This window comes from Bradyrhizobium sp. ARR65 (assembly GCF_000472385.1).
Classification (GTDB): Bacteria; Pseudomonadota; Alphaproteobacteria; order Rhizobiales; family Xanthobacteraceae; genus Bradyrhizobium.
In genome coordinates, this window is sequence record NZ_AWZU01000086.1 from 1 (window position 1) to 15,679 (window position 15,679).

11 protein-coding genes are annotated in these 15,679 nt (G+C 63.3%); 7 read left to right on the forward strand and 4 right to left on the reverse strand.

What is annotated here, in order from left to right:
- Positions 1–263 precede the first annotated feature (263 nt).
- The gene (locus F758_RS0141170; protein WP_024513259.1) at positions 264–1,049 is read left to right on the forward strand and encodes a DUF502 domain-containing protein; all 786 of its coding nucleotides are present in this window, start codon (positions 264–266) and stop codon (positions 1,047–1,049) included.
- A gap of 99 nt (positions 1,050–1,148) precedes the next feature.
- On the opposite strand, the gene recG is transcribed toward F758_RS0141170, so the two are convergent.
- The gene (recG, locus tag F758_RS0141175) at positions 1,149–3,248 is read right to left on the reverse strand and encodes an ATP-dependent DNA helicase RecG (protein ID WP_024513260.1); all 2,100 of its coding nucleotides are present in this window, start codon (positions 3,246–3,248) and stop codon (positions 1,149–1,151) included.
- A 215-nt stretch (positions 3,249–3,463) separates the two neighbouring features.
- On the opposite strand from recG, the gene F758_RS0141180 reads away from it, so the two are divergent.
- From F758_RS0141180 to F758_RS50500, 4 genes are all read left to right on the forward strand, one after another.
- Complete coding sequence (locus tag F758_RS0141180) at positions 3,464–3,754, forward strand: FAD assembly factor SdhE (protein ID WP_024513261.1); 291 nt, start codon at positions 3,464–3,466, stop codon at positions 3,752–3,754.
- Positions 3,751–7,266, forward strand: coding sequence for a transcription-repair coupling factor (gene mfd, locus F758_RS0141185; protein WP_024513262.1), 3,516 nt, complete (start codon positions 3,751–3,753; stop codon positions 7,264–7,266). Before F758_RS0141180 ends, mfd begins: the two co-directional genes overlap by 4 nt.
- Positions 7,267–7,686: 420 nt before the next feature.
- On the forward strand, positions 7,687–8,889 hold the full coding sequence (locus F758_RS0141190) for an MFS transporter (RefSeq protein ID WP_024513263.1): 1,203 nt from the start codon (positions 7,687–7,689) through the stop codon (positions 8,887–8,889).
- Between the two features lie 400 nt (positions 8,890–9,289).
- Entirely contained in the window at positions 9,290–9,571 is a 282-nt protein-coding gene (locus F758_RS50500; RefSeq protein WP_157450477.1) for a hypothetical protein, read from the forward strand.
- 244 nt (positions 9,572–9,815) lie between these two features.
- Here F758_RS50500 and F758_RS0141200 read toward each other — a convergent pair whose 3' ends face one another.
- Positions 9,816–10,301 carry a hypothetical protein gene (locus tag F758_RS0141200; protein ID WP_024513264.1) on the reverse strand — a complete coding sequence of 162 codons (486 nt, stop codon included), beginning with the start codon at positions 10,299–10,301 and terminating at the stop codon, positions 9,816–9,818.
- 95 nt (positions 10,302–10,396) lie between these two features.
- Here F758_RS0141200 and F758_RS0141205 point away from each other — a divergent pair, with 95 nt between their 5' ends.
- Together F758_RS0141205 and F758_RS0141210 are read left to right on the forward strand one after the other, a co-directional pair.
- Positions 10,397–10,993 carry a TetR/AcrR family transcriptional regulator gene (locus tag F758_RS0141205; RefSeq protein ID WP_024513265.1) on the forward strand — a complete coding sequence of 199 codons (597 nt, stop codon included), beginning with the start codon at positions 10,397–10,399 and terminating at the stop codon, positions 10,991–10,993.
- Between the two features lie 577 nt (positions 10,994–11,570).
- Positions 11,571–13,106, forward strand: coding sequence for a L,D-transpeptidase (locus tag F758_RS0141210; protein WP_024513266.1), 1,536 nt, complete (start codon positions 11,571–11,573; stop codon positions 13,104–13,106).
- 133 nt (positions 13,107–13,239) lie between these two features.
- On the opposite strand, the gene F758_RS0141215 is transcribed toward F758_RS0141210, so the two are convergent.
- Together F758_RS0141215 and F758_RS0141220 are read right to left on the reverse strand one after the other, a co-directional pair.
- Positions 13,240–13,473 (reverse strand): hypothetical protein, encoded by a 234-nt coding sequence (locus F758_RS0141215; protein ID WP_024513267.1) that lies wholly within the window; start codon positions 13,471–13,473, stop codon positions 13,240–13,242.
- Positions 13,474–14,904 (reverse strand): DUF1254 domain-containing protein, encoded by a 1,431-nt coding sequence (locus F758_RS0141220; RefSeq protein WP_024513268.1) that lies wholly within the window; start codon positions 14,902–14,904, stop codon positions 13,474–13,476. It abuts the gene before it with no gap.
- Between the last annotated feature and the right edge of the window lie 775 nt (positions 14,905–15,679).

Sequence of the window (15,679 nt, forward strand, 5' to 3'; positions counted from 1 at the left end):
TCCGAGGCGACCGTGGATTCGCTCGTCACCATCGTCATGCCGGACATGGCGGCGACGTTTACGCCCATGGTCTATGCCATTCCGGTGCAGCTCTTGGCCTATCATACCGCGGTCGTGATGGGCACTGACGTCGATCAGCCGCGCAATCTTGCGAAATCGGTGACGGTCGAATAGGCGGGAGGGCGAAAGTCGGGGCGGCTGTGGTCTTCAAAAAACTGCTAGAAGAGCATAGCTGAAGAGTCCGCGACTGATCTGGAACCCGAATGACCTCCCGCGACGATTTGCCTCCGACAGAGTCTCCGGCCGAGCCGCCGCCGGAGACCCCCCACACCGGCGTGATGGGCCGATTGCGGAACTATTTCCTGACCGGCCTTGTCGTTACAGGTCCTGTCGCGATCACGCTGTACCTGACCTGGTGGTTCGTGACCTGGGTCGACGGTCTGGTGCGGCCCTTCGTGCCGATCGCCTACCGACCGGAAACCTATCTGCCGTTCGGCGTGCCCGGTTCCGGGTTGGTCGTAGCCGTCGTCGCGCTGACGCTGCTCGGCTTTCTTACCGCAAACCTGATCGGGCGCACCTTGCTCGACCTTGGCGAGCGGATCCTGGGACGCATTCCGGCGGTGCGCGCGATCTATCGCGCCATGAAGCAGGTGTTCGAGACGCTGTTTTCCGGCAAGGGCTCCAGCTTCCGCCGCGTCGGACTGGTCGAATTTCCCTCGCCCGGCATGTGGTCGATCGTCTTGATCTCGCAGCCGCCAAGCGCCGATGTGGCGAACAGCCTGCCGGGGCAGGAGGAGCACATCTCGGTGTTCCTGCCATGCTCACCGAACCCGACCACCGGCTTCTTCTTCTACGTGCCGAAAAGCAAAATCATCGAGGTCGAGATGAGCGCCGAGGAAGCGGCGACGCTGATCATGTCCGCAGGCGTGGTCCAGCCCGGCTCCGACCAGCAGAAGAAGGTGGCCGCACTCGCCGGTATGGCGAACGCCGCGCGCATCGCCAATGCCGGTGCCTCGGCACTGAAGCCGGCCCCGGAGAAGGTGGAGTAAGGCGCGACGTCATTCCGGGGCGATGCGAAGCGTCGAACCCGGAATCCCGCGATTCCGGGTTCATCGCTCTGCGATGCCCCGGAATGACAGCAGCCTACATCATCCCGCGCCCATCAGCGGCAGCGCCTCGTCGCGCTCGAACAGATAAAGCAGGCAGCGCAGGGCCTCGCCGCGCGGGCCTGCCAGCTTCGGGTTCTCCTTCATGATCCGCAGCGCCTCGTCGCGCGCCTGCGTGATGAGTTGCGCATGCACGTCAGAGCGCGCGATGCGATAGCCGGGCAGGCCGCTTTGGCGCACCCCTAACACGTCGCCTTCGCCGCGCAGGCGCAAATCTTCCTCGGCGATCCGAAAGCCGTCGGTGGTCTCGCGGATCACCTTCAGCCGCGCCTTCGACATTTCGCTTAAGGGTTCGCGGTAGAGCAGCAGACAGGTCGACGCTTCCGAGCCGCGGCCGATCCGCCCGCGCAACTGGTGCAGTTGCGCGAGCCCGAAACGCTCGGCATTTTCGATCACCATGATGGTCGCGGCAGGAACATCGACGCCGACCTCGACGACGGTCGTGGCCACCAAGAGTCCGATCTCGCCGGCGGCGAATTGCGCCATCACGCGATCCTTATCGGCGCCTCGCATCTTGCCGTGGACGAGGCCGACCTGGCCGCCAAAGCGTTGCTGCAGGCTTTTGAAACGCGCCTCCGCGTCGGTGAGATTGACGGTCTCGGATTCCTCGACCAGCGGACAGATCCAGTAAACGCGCTTGCCCGCGGAGAGCGCCCGGCCAACCGCCTCGATGACCTCGTCGAGACGGGTGTCAGGCACCGCGCGGGTATCGATCGGCTGGCGGCCCGCCGGCTTCTCACGCAGCTCCGAGATGTCCATGTCGCCGAAATAGGTCAGCACCAGCGTGCGCGGGATCGGCGTTGCGCTCAGCACCAGGACGTCGACCGCTTCGCCTTTTTCAGTCAGCGCAAGGCGCTCACGCACGCCAAATCGATGCTGCTCGTCGACCACGGCAAGCGCCAGCGCCTTGAAGGCCACGTCATCCTGGATGAGCGCGTGAGTGCCGACCAGAAAATCGATCTCGCCAGCCTCGAGCCGGGCCAGGATCTCGCGCCGTTCCTTGCCCTTTTCGCGCCCGGTGAGGATTGCAACGCGCAGGCCTGCGCGCTCGGCCAGCGGCGCGATCGTCTTGATGTGCTGGCGCGCCAGGATCTCGGTCGGCGCCATCAGGGCCGCCTGCTTGCCGGCTTCGACGACGGCTGCGGCCGCGAGCAGCGCCACCACGGTTTTGCCGGAGCCGACGTCGCCCTGCAAAAGCCGGAGCATGCGCACTGGCTGGCGGAGGTCCTCCGCGATAGCCGCGACCGCCTTCTGCTGCGAGGTGGTGAGCGCATAAGGCAGCGCATCGATGATCTTCTTGCGCAAATGCCCGTCGCCGGTGTGGCGGTTGCCGGCCGGCCGGCGCAACTGCGCACGCACCAAAGCCAGCGCCAGTTGACCCGCGAGCAGTTCGTCGAACGCAAGGCGCGACCAGAATGGGCTGTCGGGGAGCACGTCGGTCAGTTCGATCGGCACGTGCACGCGTGTGAGCGCGTCCTCAATCGGCGGGAAGTGGCAGCGGCGGATGACCTCAGGACTGATCCATTCCGGTAGATCGGGAAGCTTTTGCAGCGCCTGCGCGATCGCCCGCCGGAGCGCCCCGAGCGCGAGGCCTTCGGTCAAGGGATAGACGGGATCGATGCCCGACAGCTTTGCGAACGCCGCTTCGTCGACCACACGATCGGGATGCACGATCTGCGCCATGCCGTCATACATCTGCAGCGTGCCGGAGACGTAACGCTTGGCGCCGACCGGCAGCAGCTTTTCGACATAGCCGGGCTTGGCGCGGAAAAAGGTCAGGACGACATCGCCGGTGTCGTCGCTGGCATAGACGAGATAAGGCGCGCGCGAATTACGCGGCGGCGGCGGGCGATGACGGTCGACGGTGATTTCCAGCGTCACCACGGTTCCCGGCACCGCGTCGCGGACCTTGGGCCGCGCCCTGCGGTCGATCACGCTGCTCGGCAGATGCAGCAACAGATCGACCAGTCTCGGCGTCTCGTCACGCCCGAGCAGATAGCGCAGCAGCTTGTCCTGCTTCGGCCCGACGCCGGCAAGGCTCGTGACCGGTGCAAACAGCGGATTGAGCAGGGGAGGGCGCATAAGGTCGTTCGTACCACTCATCCGTCATGCGGGCGCCTTCGGCCTGGATTCCCGCGCATCCATCTTCAAGAGACGATGGATCGCCCGGTCAAGTCCGGCAATGACGGAGCGGTTGATAAGTTAAGGGAACGATAGATGCTGACATCCGTCGTCCCGATGGCTATATGAACCGCGCCCGGCCCGTCCGGGCTTTTGGCGTTGGACTGGATTTTGGGATGACTGGATCGACACGATCGAGCGGCGGCCTCGATGACCGCCGCAAGCGGCTGTTGTTTCGCTGCTGGCACCGTGGCACGCGCGAGATGGACCTCATTCTCGGGCGTTTTGCCGATGCCGAGATTGCAAGCCTCTCGGACGGCGAGGTGACGGAACTGGAGCGGCTGATCGAGGTCCCCGATCCCGATCTGTATGCGGCACTGACCGGAGAGAAGCCACCGGCACCGGCCTACGCAGGGGCGCTGTTCGATCGCATCAAGGCGTTTCGCGCGACAGGTCTGGACGCATGAAAAAGACCGCAACGTCGCCGGCCGAATGGCTGCACCCGGGTAAGGTGCTGACACTTGCCAACGTCGCCGAAGGTGCGGAAGGCCTGATCGTCTCGGATCTCGCGCGCGCCATCGCCGCGCGGCCGAAGAAATCCGCGATCAGCCTCGCGGTGATCTGCCGTGACGGGCCGCGCATGCAGCAGCTCGCCCGCGCGCTCGACTTCTTTGCGCCCGATCTGCCGGTGATGCAGTTTCCGGCCTGGGACTGCCAGCCTTACGACCGCGTCTCCCCGCATGGTGGTATCCTGGCGCAGCGCATGACCGCGCTGGCACGGCTGTCGCGGCTGACCGGCAGCGACAAGCCGCTGATCCTGCTCACAAGCGTCAATGCGATCGTCCAGCGCGTACCGCCGCGCGACATCGTGGCAGCCCAGGCGCTGTCGGTCGCGCCCGGCCATGTCGTGCCGATGGATTCCATCGTCGCCTGGCTCGAGCATAACGGTTACACGCGCGCCTCGACCGTGCGGGAGCCCGGCGAATATGCGGTGCGCGGCGGCATCCTCGACCTGTTTCCGGCCGGCCTCGATCAGCCTGTCCGCCTGGACTTCTTCGGCGACAGCCTGGAATCGATCCGCTCCTTCGATGCCGAGACCCAGCGCACGCTTTTGGACATGCGCTCGCTCGACCTGGTGCCGATCTCTGAGTTTCAGCTCGTCACCGAAACCATCCGGCGCTTCCGCATGGCCTACACGGCCGAGTTCGGCGCGCCCGAGCGCGACGATGCGCTTTATGAGGCCGTCAGCGAAGGCCGCCGCCATCCCGGCATGGAGCACTGGCTGCCGCTGTTCCACGAGAAGATGGAAACGCTGTTCGATTATTTCGGGCAGGCGCCCGTTACGATCGAGCCGCAGGCCGAAGACGCCGTGCGCGAGCGTTTCAAACAAATCGCCGATTATTACGATGCGCGGCGCGAGGCGCTGAAGCATCCGGGCGGCGGCGCGATCTATAAGCCGTTGCCGCCGGACCGGCTCTACCTGACCGAAGCCGAATGGGGCAGGCGGTTGGAGGAGGTGGCGCTGGCGCGGTTCACGCCGTTCGCGGTGCCGGAAGGCGCTGGCGTGTTCGATGCCGGCGCGCGCAAGGGCCGCGACTTCGCGCCCGAGCGCAACGATTCCACGATCAACGTGTTCGAGGCGGTGGTCGCTCACGTGCAGGCGCTGCAGACACAGCGCAAGAAGGTCGTGATCGCACTGTGGAGCGAGGGCTCGCGCGATCGCATGGGCAGCATGCTGCGCGATCACAAGCTCGCTAACGTCACCAGCGTCAATAGCTGGCGCATGGTGCAGGCCACCCCGCGCAACGAAACCATGCTCGCTGTGCTTGGCCTCGAAAGCGGCTTCGAGACCGAGCACGTCGCGCTCATCACCGAAGAAGATATCCTCGGCGATCGTCTGGTGCGGCCGCGCAAGGCGAGCCGCAAGGCCGACAATTTCATCGCCGAGATCACCAGCCTTGCCGCGGGCGACCTGGTCGTCCATGTCGAGCACGGCATCGGCCGCTTCGTCGGCCTGCAGACGCTGGAGGTCGCGGGCGCCCCGCACGACTGCCTCGAACTGCACTACGCCGCGGATACGAAACTGTTTCTGCCGGTCGAGAATATCGAGCTGTTGTCGCGCTATGGCTCCGACCAGGCCAGTGTCGAACTGGACCGGCTTGGTGGCACCGGGTGGCAGCAACGCAAGGCGAAGCTGAAGAACCGCATTCGCGAGATCGCGGGCGAACTGATCAAGATCGCCGCCGAGCGCATGCTGCACGAAGCGCCGAAACTGCCGGTGCAGGCGGGGCTCTATGACGAGTTCTGCGCGCGTTTCCCTTATGATGAGACCGAGGACCAGCTCACCGCCATCCAGGCGACGCTGAAAGACCTCGAAATCGGCCGTCCCATGGACCGCCTGATCTGCGGCGACGTCGGTTTCGGCAAGACCGAGGTGGCGTTGCGTGCGGCCTTTGCGGTGGCGCTCGACGGCAAGCAGGTCGCGGTCGTGGTGCCGACGACGTTGCTCGCCCGCCAGCATTTCAAGACCTTCACCGAGCGCTTCCGCGGCTTCCCCGTGAAGGTGGCGCAGGCCTCGCGCCTGGTCTCCACCAAGGAGCTCAACCAGGTGAAGAAGGGGATTGCCGATGGGTCGATCGATATCGTGGTCGGCACCCATGCGCTGCTCGGAAAAACCATCAAATTCCGCGATCTCGGCCTCTTGATCGTCGACGAGGAGCAGCATTTCGGCGTCAGCCACAAGGAGCGGCTGAAGCAGCTCCGCGCCGAAGTGCATGTGCTGACGCTCAGCGCGACTCCCATTCCGCGCACGCTTCAGCTCGCTTTGACTGGCGTGCGTGAGCTCTCGATCATTGCCTCGCCTCCCGTCGATCGGCTGGCGGTCCGCACCTTCGTAGCGCCCCATGATCCCCTGATGATCCGCGAAGCGCTGCTCCGCGAGCGCTATCGCGGCGGCCAGGCCTTCTACGTGGTGCCGCGGATCGAGGATCTCGCTGGTGTGAAGGAGTTCTTGGACAAGACCGTGCCGGAGATGAAGGTCGCGGTCGCCCACGGCCAGATGGCCCCGGGCGTGATCGAAGACATCATCTCCGCCTTCTATGACGGCAAATATGACGTGCTGCTCTCCACCACGATTGTGGAATCCGGCCTCGACATTCCCAATGCCAACACGCTGATCGTGCATCGCGCCGACATGTTCGGCCTCGCGCAGCTCTATCAGCTCCGCGGCCGGGTGGGACGCTCCAAGCTGCGCGCCTATGCGCTGTTCACGCTGCCGGCGCAGCAGAGGATCACAGCCCAGGCCGAGAAGCGTCTCACCGTGCTGCAGTCGCTGGAGACGCTGGGCGCCGGCTTCCAGCTCGCCTCCCATGACCTCGACATCCGCGGTGCAGGCAATCTGCTCGGCGAGGAGCAGTCCGGGCACATCAAGGAAGTCGGCTTCGAGCTGTATCAACAGATGCTGGAGGAGGCGATCGTCAACCTCAAGGCCGGCATTACCGAGCCCGTCGCCGAGCGCTGGTCGCCGCAGATTACGGTCGGCATGCCCGTGCTGATCCCGGAGGACTACGTCTCCGATCTCCCGGTGCGGCTGTCGCTGTACCGGCGGCTCGCCGATCTCGAGACCGAGGAGGAGATCGAGAATTTCGCCGCCGAAATGCGCGATCGCTTCGGCGTGCTGCCCGACGAGGTGCGCTATCTCTTCAAGATCGCCGCGATCAAGGGCTATTGCCGCCGCGCCAATGTCGAGAAGGTCGATGCCGGGCCGAAGGGCGCCGTCATCAGCTTCCGCGACAACAGCTTTGCCCAGCCCGACCGTCTCGTCTCCTTCATCAAGCAGCATGGCCAGGCGGCCAAGGTCCGGCCCGACATGAAAGTGGTGTTCTTCCAGAACTGGGAAACGCCGGAAGAGCGGCTTAACGGGACGACGGAGATTTTGCGGCAGCTCGCCAATCTCGCGGAGAAGAAGAAGGCGGCGTGAGGGGCTCGGCGATGTAGGTGGGCAAAGCGCAGCGTACCACCGCTCGCCACGCGAGAAGCGCCTGGACATCACGCAGACATCATTTGGATTTTCCGGCATGTGTGGCTATCTGATCGATGTCACGGAATCCAATGTGATGCTTGTAGTAGGTGCCTCTCTCCGTCAGGTCTCAAGCTTCAATGAATGATGAGTGCTCAACCCGTGTGAACGCATGGAGTGCATGCGACACGCACTCTGTGAACATCCACCTGAATCCGCTATCGGACTCACGAACACCGACCGCCTAAAGTTTCAGCAGTCTCTCGTGCAAGTCACCGGCCGCGACCGTCTATGATCACGCCGGCGTCATCCGGTCGAGCTATTCGCTTCATCGATCCTTAAGTGCGCTCGAATCCGGCAATCCAAGAACCCGAGAAAGATATGGAAAAGCAGAATGCCGCCCCGGGTGGGATCGGCCTTGTCCTGTTCGCGTTGGCCATGGGCGGCTTTGCGATCGGTACCACCGAATTCGCAACCATGAGCCTGTTGCCTTATTTCGCGCCCGATCTGCGGATCGATGAGCCGACCGCCGGAAACGTCATCAGCATGTATGCGTTGGGCGTGGTGATTGGTGCGCCGGTGCTCGCGGTCCTGACTGCGCGCCTGGCGCGTCGCAACGTCCTGCTGTTGCTCATGGCCATGTTCGCCGCCGGCAACGCGCTGAGCGCGTTTGCGCCCAGCTATCACTGGATGCTGGCGTTTCGCTTCCTCAGCGGCTTCCCGCACGGTGCCTATTTTGGCACCGCGGCCATGGTGGCGGCTTCGCTGGTGCCTTTCCACAAGCGGACTCAGGCCGTCGGAAAGATGTTTCTTGGCCTGACGGTGGCGACCGTGATCGGCGTTCCGCTTGCGAACTGGCTGGGACAAGCGGTCGGCTGGCGTTGGAGTTTCGGTGTCGTCGCCGCGCTCGCCGTCGCCGCCTTTTCGATGGTTGCCTGGTTCGCGCCCCACAATCAACCGGCTCCGGAGGCAAGCCCATTGCGCGAGCTGGACGCGCTGAAGCGCGGTCAGGTCTGGCTCACGCTCGCAATCGGTGCCATCGGCTTTGGCGGTTTGTTTGCGGTTTACACCTACACGGCAACGACCTTGATGGAAGTGACGCACGTTTCGCCCACCTTCGTACCGCTGGTATTGTCGGCGTTCGGAGCCGGCCTGACCATCGGCAATATTGTCGTGCCGCGTTTCGCCGACCGCGCAATCATGCCAACGGCGGGCGGATTGCTACTCTGGAGTTCCGCCGCCTTGGCCTTGTTTCCCTGGGCAGCGTTGAACATCTGGACCGTGACATCAGATGCATTTCTCATTGGCTTGAGCGGAGCTCTCGGGAGCGTGCTGCAGACGCGGCTGATGGATGTATCCGGCAAAGCCCAAGCCCTCCCAGCCGCGCTCAACCATTCGGCTTTCAACACCGCAAATGCGCTCGGCCCGTGGCTCGGCGGCCTCGCCATCTCTGCCGGCTACGGATGGACATCGACCGGCTGGGTCGGCTGCGGCCTGGCTCTGGCGGGGTTTGCGATATGGCTGATCGCGGTCGCTGCCGACGACAAAAGCGATCGAAGCGCACCGCGATCCGCAGATGCGTGATGCTCTGTTCGTCCCCAAACTCAATGACGATCTTCAATTTTGATTGCAGATGATTGCAGGTGAAGACCGCGCGTGAGATGGCATCGCTACCGTGTGCCCGATATGCAACAGCCACTTGGTTCTTGGGCTGGAACGTTCGCTACCGAACATTCGCGCGCTCATGCTGTCGCTAACATCAACGCACCGGGGTTGAGACAGATTTTTTCGCCGCATCTATTTTAAGCCCGGAGGCCGCCCGGCATATTGCGGGCGGCCTTTTTTCGTTGAGCGCGTTTTTGTTGAGTGTAGGGAGGACGGCTGACGACGCTGTCGCTACTCGGTCCCAACGAGCTATCGCGGGAGTGCCGGTTGTGCTACAATCCACCTACTCCTTGGGGCAGGTACGTCAGAGGAGCTGACTATGGTCAAGAGCGTTCTTGCTATTACTATCCTCGCCCTCTCCACTTCCGCTGCTTTGGCTGCGTATCGGACGCATCATCATTATCGCCCGGCGATGACTCATCACCGCGCGATGGGTGCCTATGGCGCCATCGGTGCGCCCGGCATGGGTGCGCCTCCGGCCGCCGCCTCGATGGGCGGTGTGAGTAACAGCGACTACACCATGTATCTGCGAAACCTGCACGACTCCGGGTACAATCCGAAGAACAATTTCAACGACAACGGGACCATCAAGACGCAATAGCGCCAGGTCTCGTCATCCATCTTCGTCTCCTCACCTCAGGCTGCGACGACAGCAGCTTGGGGTGGGGCGGAGTTGTGTGCTCGCATGAATTGCCGTCGACGAGCTGTTCCTCGCAGCCTCGCACGGCGGACGAGACGTGGCCGCCCGCGATCAAGCGAAGCGAGCCCCTTCTACCAGGTTGCCGTCGAGATCGCAGACCATAGGGCGGGTTGGCGTCGAGGGCGCAACCCATTATCCCAGCGATTCATGACGGCGAATCATGCGCCGCCTGAGGGACTGATCGCAGGACCGCGGTGATGATGCCGGCAATGGGGATGCCGAACATCACAGTGTGGGCCACGAGTTCTTTGGCAACGATGACGGGCGAAAAATCCGGGTTCGGAGCGTTCGACAGCGGCACGACGATCAGGTTCATCACAACATAGCTGACGATGCCGAGCAGCGCACCGCCGAGCAGCCAATGTTCCCGCCACCAGTTGCGGCGAAGGACCAGCGCACAATAGAGGCCCGCGGCAGTGATCGAGATGCCGTCGTGCAGGCTGGCGCCGAGCACGGCCGTTGGCGCGCCGCCCTTGAATGCCCATTCGCCAAGGAGGCCTGAGGCGATGAGCTGCAGGCCGTGGGTCAGCGTGCCGCCGAAGATCGCAGCCGCGGCGATCAGGTTGGTGGTGCCTGCGAAGAGCCCGGCCCCAAGGCTCGCGAAGATTGGTCGCGCCGGTGCAGTGGTCATGGGGGCCTCACAAATTACCGACTACAAGTCTGTATTTACAGACCGAGGGTCGGAAAGTCAATTGCAAAGAGTCTTCGTTTCGCGATAATGCGCCGATGGCAACACAGTCGGAGCGGCGTCAGGCGACGCAGGCGGCAATCCTGAAGGCGGCGAAGCGTCTGTTCGGCGAGCGCGGTTTTGCCGCAACCACGATCGACGACGTCGCAGGCGGCGCGCATGTCGCCAAGGGCGCCGTCTACCACCATTTCGAGACCAAGGAGGCGCTGTTCGAAGCGGTCTTCGACCAGGCCTCGCAGGACCTGCTTGCTGAGGTCGACCGTGCCGCAGCCAGCGAGAAGGACGCGCTCTCGGCGATGGCCAAGGGCACGCAAGCCTATTTCACGGCGTGCGCGAAGGGCGCGACAGGACAGATCGTGCTCCACGATGGCCCGGCGGTGCTCGGCTGGGAGCGCTGGCGCGAGATCGACAACCGGCATTTCGGCGGGCGCTTCGCGACAGCGCTGAAGCGCGCGATGGACGACGGGCTGATCGCACAGCAGCCCATCGAGCCGCTGTCACGGCTCCTGCTCGGCGCCGTCACCGAAGCTGCCATCGCCTGCTCGGGCCGCGACCTGCGCAAGGCGGGCAGCGACTACGCCCGGGCATTCCAGGCACTGCTCGACGCTTTGCGGGTCAAGCAGGGAAGGGCGTAGGCCGGGTTGGAGCCGAAGGCGTAACCCGCCATCTTGGCGATTATGACGGCGAAGGTGATCCGCTTTACGGCGCTAAGGAAGGCTATGAGCGATTTCGATGGGGCCAACGATTGCCGCGTTGAACTGCTTCAAGTCCTCGGCTTGAATCCAATATTCCAAGCGCGAGGGTTACACTACTGGTCCGGATTATCGACACGGCCCTCGTTATGAGTGGGTATGCGACGAGTGCTTCTCTAAATTGAAGAGTCAAATGGGTTGGTCCGTTGGCGGTAGCCAATCCGGAAATTAGGGCTCATAGGGCGCATTAGATGGGGTAACGGGCCGCCAAGCAAGCCGCCCGCTCGCTACGGCGCTGGTTGGTGGCTCGTTACCCCATCTAATCCCCCTACGAGCTACAAACTGGCCAACCCGCCTTGAGCCATGTCCACTTTGCAGCGCTTTCCGGACCCAAGTCAGACATAATCTGCAGCCAGAAGCTGACATCGAATCGGTCCAGCTGTGCCGGCCTTAGTCAAATGAGCTGGTCGCCGATCTTAATCGACGCAAGTGCGGACAGCCATTTCGACCGGAGCATGGCATGGCAAATCGATTTGCGACGGCGCAATCTACCGGGGCGATGGGGCGTTGGGGGCATCCCGTCGTTGTGGTGATCGTGGCGATGGCGGCACTGACGGCGTTGACCGCCGCCGCTGCGGCGAGACAGGCGCGTCCCGCGCCAGCTATCGAGGCGACGGCGCCGCGCGAGGCAGGCGAGCCGATCATGGCGATCGTGTCGATCAAGTCCCAGCAGGTCACTTTCTACGACGCGGACGGCTGGATCCTGCGCGCGCCGGTGTCGACCGGCACCACAGGACGCGAGACGCCAGCCGGCGTCTTCGCCGTCATCGAGAAGGACAAGGACCACCACTCGACCCTTTATGACGACGCCTGGATGCCGAACATGCAGCGCATCACCTGGAACGGCATCGCGCTGCACGGCGGGCCGCTGCCGGGGTATGCTGCCTCGCACGGCTGCGTGCGGATGCCCTACGACTTTGCGGAGAAGCTGTTCGACAAGACGTGGATCGGGATGCGGGTGATCATCTCGCCGAACGACGCGGCCCCGGTCGCGTTTTCCCACCCCGCGCTCTTCGTGCCGAGCGCGGAGGCCATCGCGGCTGCTCCGGAGCGTGCCGAGACGCTCGCCCGGGAGGCCGCCGAGGCCGCCAGAACGGCCGACGAGGCGAAGAAAGCCGCCGCAACAGCGGCGCGCGAGGCGGCATCGCTCACGGCGTCGCTGCGCAAGCTGCAATGGCTCAAGACCCGCGCCGACGCCGAGCTCGCGTTCGCCGACAAGGCACTCGCCGCCGCCAAGACGGACCAGGCCAAGGCGCGGGCCGAGGAGCTGAAGCAGAAGGCCGCCCCCAAAGCCGCGGATGCGGGGACGCAGCTCGACATCGCCAAGACCGACGCGAAGTCGAAGCTCGACGCCGCCGCCGCCGCAAAGGACGCCGCCAAGGTGGCCCAGACCAAGAAGGCCGACGCCGCCAAGGCTGCGAGCGAAGCGAAGCTCGCACTCGAGCCGGTCTCGGTCTACATCAGCCGCGCGACACAGAAGCTTTACGTGCGGCGCAACACGCATAAGCCGTGGCCGGACGGGGGCGAGGTGTTCGATGCGAGCATCGAGGTTCCGGTCACGATCCGCAATCCCGACAAGCCGATCGGCACGCATGTGTTTACGGCAATGGCGCGCAACGACGCGGGCCTGCGCTGGACCGTGGTCACGATCGACAACGCCGAGGACGCCAAGGACGCGCTCGACCGCATCACCATCCCCAAGGATGTGCTCGATCGCATCGCGCCGACTGCATTGCCGCGATCCTCGATCATCGTCTCGGACGAGCCGCTGAGCCGCGAGACCAACTATCGCACCGAGTTCGTTGCGGTGCTGAACGATCAGCCACAAGGCGGCTTCCTGATGCGCCGGCCTACGGTCGACGTTCCCGTTGCGAGCGGCAATGATTGGGGCAACGGCTTCAGCTTCTTCTTCCAGCGCAATTGGAACTCCCAGCCTGGCAATATGCGCCCGCGCGCCGGCCAATACTATCAACCGATGCAACAGCGCTGGTGGTAAGACGCGGCACGCCGCACGTAGGCCGCATGGTCGCTCAGCGTCATGCGCGTCGATTTGGCCCTGTGCCGACCATGTCGGGGTGCCGAAAGGGCCAAACCCGGACATCGAACCGAACGTGAGGTGCGGTCGGTTCCTATGCTGCCGACGCCTTGCCGAGTACCATCTCGTCAAACGAGGGCAGCGGCTGAATCAGCGGCTGGAGCTTCTCCGCAGCCTGCGCCGTCGTCACCACGTCGGCCGGGTCAAGCTTGACGATTTCGGCCCTATCCGGATCGGGCTCCCACACGTCCTCGCCGATGAGCCGACCCCGGTCGTCGTACGGCCAGATCCTCTCAAAGTTGTCCGCGACGGCGACCGCGTCGTCCACTCACGCGCCTGCCTTCTTTTTCACTTCAGGGATTGTCCATGTCCCGTCGAGAATCGATGGGTCGTTTTCGTTGGGCCAGTACATCCGCAGCATGAGGATGAACTTGCCGGCCGGTGCGGGCAGCCAATTCGATTCCTTGTCCGCGCCCGGCGAGTCTTTCTGGACTAAAATGTCGATCGAGCCGTCCGGATTCGATTTCAGATTCTGTCGTGGACTGATCGAATAGCGGTTGATCGGATTTGCCACGAAGAAATACTGGGCATCGTACATGGTGATCGACCAGAAGCCCTCGACCGGCGGGGTCTGGCCCCTGTCGAAATGGATCACGTATTTATTAGCCCCGTCATAGGCGTCATCGTGGGCATCCTTGAGCGAGGTCGGATAAACAGCGTCCTGCGGCCGGTTCGCCCCCAGCCCGATCGCGGTAACGAGCGCCCGCATCAGGTAATCCGTGCCATAAAGGCCAGTCTTGGTGGTGAAGTTCCAGCCATTGATGTGCTGCACATCCTTATTGACCTTGAACTGAAGCATGATGCGGTCAAAGGCGATTTCCGGGATGTGCTTTGCGAAGTCCGCGTTGAGCTTGCTGGCGTCAAAATCCTTGCCGGGGACAAGCCCGATCCTGGCGAACCTGGCAAGCGCCGGCGCGTCGGCGACGGCGGGCGGATTGGTCTTCATGAGTTGTGCGAGCAGCGTGAAATAGGCCACCGCGTCCATGCGGTTCACCTGCTCGCGCACAGCCGTTTTCATATCGATCGACGGATCGACCGTACCCTCCGGGGGCGCATAGGGCTTTCCATATGCGCTCAGTGGCACCAGCTTGCACTGGTCCTGCAGTTCATGGACGGCCTTGTAATCTTCCGGCGTGCCGGTGCAGTAGATGCGGCCGAGCAGCCAAACGATGTTGGTGGGGGACTTGTACTCCCGCATGCCCTGCGGCAGCGTCCCCGTCCAGCCTGGACCGGTGATGGCATAGGTCTGAGCGTCCGTTCCAGTCGTGCGTTTGCCCGGCACCTGAAACACATTGGTCCACCCGTCGAGCATCGGAAAAAGATAGTACCGCCCCTTCATATCGGGGATGCTCAGCACCCACGGCTCCTTGTCGACCTCGAAGAACGCAGTGGTGTAGAGCGTATCGGCATTGGGTGCGGTCACGTCGCGATAGGACGCGTTCGGGTATTCACGCAGCCTAATCAACTGCCCCATGGGCGCATGCGTGCCCTCGGGCTTGGCAACGTTGGTGAAAACCCGGCGGGTCATTTCCAGGGTGACGAGTGGGTAGCCATAGATGTAGGCGTCGGTTGCCAGCCAGAAGTCCTCAAGTCCTTCGCCAAGATCGAAATCGCCCCATGCGGCTTTGGAAGCGCTCGTAGAAGCGCCAGCGAGTAGGCTCAAACCGCCAATCGTGAGTGCACGTCGCGTGATAATCATCGGGGACCCCCTTTTGCGATCCGACTACGATGCCGAAAAGAAGCGACGGATGCTTGCTGTGCCGTGGAGTCCGGAGGAGAATCCCGGACCACTGTAAGTCTCTGAGATGGCTGCGTTGGTTCAACACAGATTGTGAATTGGCAGATCCGCGCCTCTCAGGTTGTTTTGCGAAGGTCGATCAAAGCGTTGTTGGCTCAGGAGCAATCGCCTCTGTTCTGTCGCCGGTGCGTGTCGGCTATGCGGCTCATCGCGGACCTCTCCCTCTCACTTCAACGTGCCAAGCGGACCTTCGATTTCGTTCTGAGTGAAATCGGATCGAAGCGGACAGGAATTCAGGTCGTCATGCTGGCCGGATCTTATTCGCGTCAGCACAAGGCAAACGCGCGATTGATTCGCCCGACGGGCGTGATGCGCGAAATCCTGTCTAGCCCCCGCGGAAAAAAGATTTCTGTTTTTCCGAAGCCAAATCGAGTGTACTGTCCATACTGTCCCGCCTCGATTGAAGAGGGGCGATCGCGATCGTCACGAGCATGGAGGCGGGATGCGGTGGACGCGAATGGGCTGACTGACGAGCGGCGCCAATCGCGGACGGCGAAGTCGTGTGGTCCTGGCGCGCCCATGCAGGCGCTAAGTTCGCAGGTGATGCGTTTCGCATCGCGCGGACGACGGTGGCAAACAAGCTGGTTCACCGAGGAGAGCTCGAAGTAAGCCGTAAAACCACTGCGCAGGGAAGGCCGGAGTGTTCTCCGCCTACACCTGTGGTCTTCGCGCTCTT

What these genes read in the sequence shown, in the direction of transcription:
- F758_RS0141210 (WP_024513266.1), top strand. Translation starts at nt 11,571, where the DNA reads ATGGCAAATCGATTTGCGACGGCGCAATCTACCGGGGCGATGGGGCGT.
- F758_RS0141220 (WP_024513268.1), bottom strand. Translation starts at nt 14,904, where the DNA reads ATGATTATCACGCGACGTGCACTCACGATTGGCGGTTTGAGCCTACTC.
- F758_RS0141205 (WP_024513265.1), top strand. Translation starts at nt 10,397, where the DNA reads ATGGCAACACAGTCGGAGCGGCGTCAGGCGACGCAGGCGGCAATCCTG.
- F758_RS0141200 (WP_024513264.1), bottom strand. Translation starts at nt 10,301, where the DNA reads ATGACCACTGCACCGGCGCGACCAATCTTCGCGAGCCTTGGGGCCGGG.
- F758_RS0141190 (WP_024513263.1), top strand. Translation starts at nt 7,687, where the DNA reads ATGGAAAAGCAGAATGCCGCCCCGGGTGGGATCGGCCTTGTCCTGTTC.
- F758_RS0141170 (WP_024513259.1), top strand. Translation starts at nt 264, where the DNA reads ATGACCTCCCGCGACGATTTGCCTCCGACAGAGTCTCCGGCCGAGCCG.
- F758_RS50500 (WP_157450477.1), top strand. Translation starts at nt 9,290, where the DNA reads ATGGTCAAGAGCGTTCTTGCTATTACTATCCTCGCCCTCTCCACTTCC.
- recG (WP_024513260.1), bottom strand. Translation starts at nt 3,248, where the DNA reads ATGCGCCCTCCCCTGCTCAATCCGCTGTTTGCACCGGTCACGAGCCTT.
- mfd (WP_024513262.1), top strand. Translation starts at nt 3,751, where the DNA reads ATGAAAAAGACCGCAACGTCGCCGGCCGAATGGCTGCACCCGGGTAAG.
- F758_RS0141180 (WP_024513261.1), top strand. Translation starts at nt 3,464, where the DNA reads ATGACTGGATCGACACGATCGAGCGGCGGCCTCGATGACCGCCGCAAG.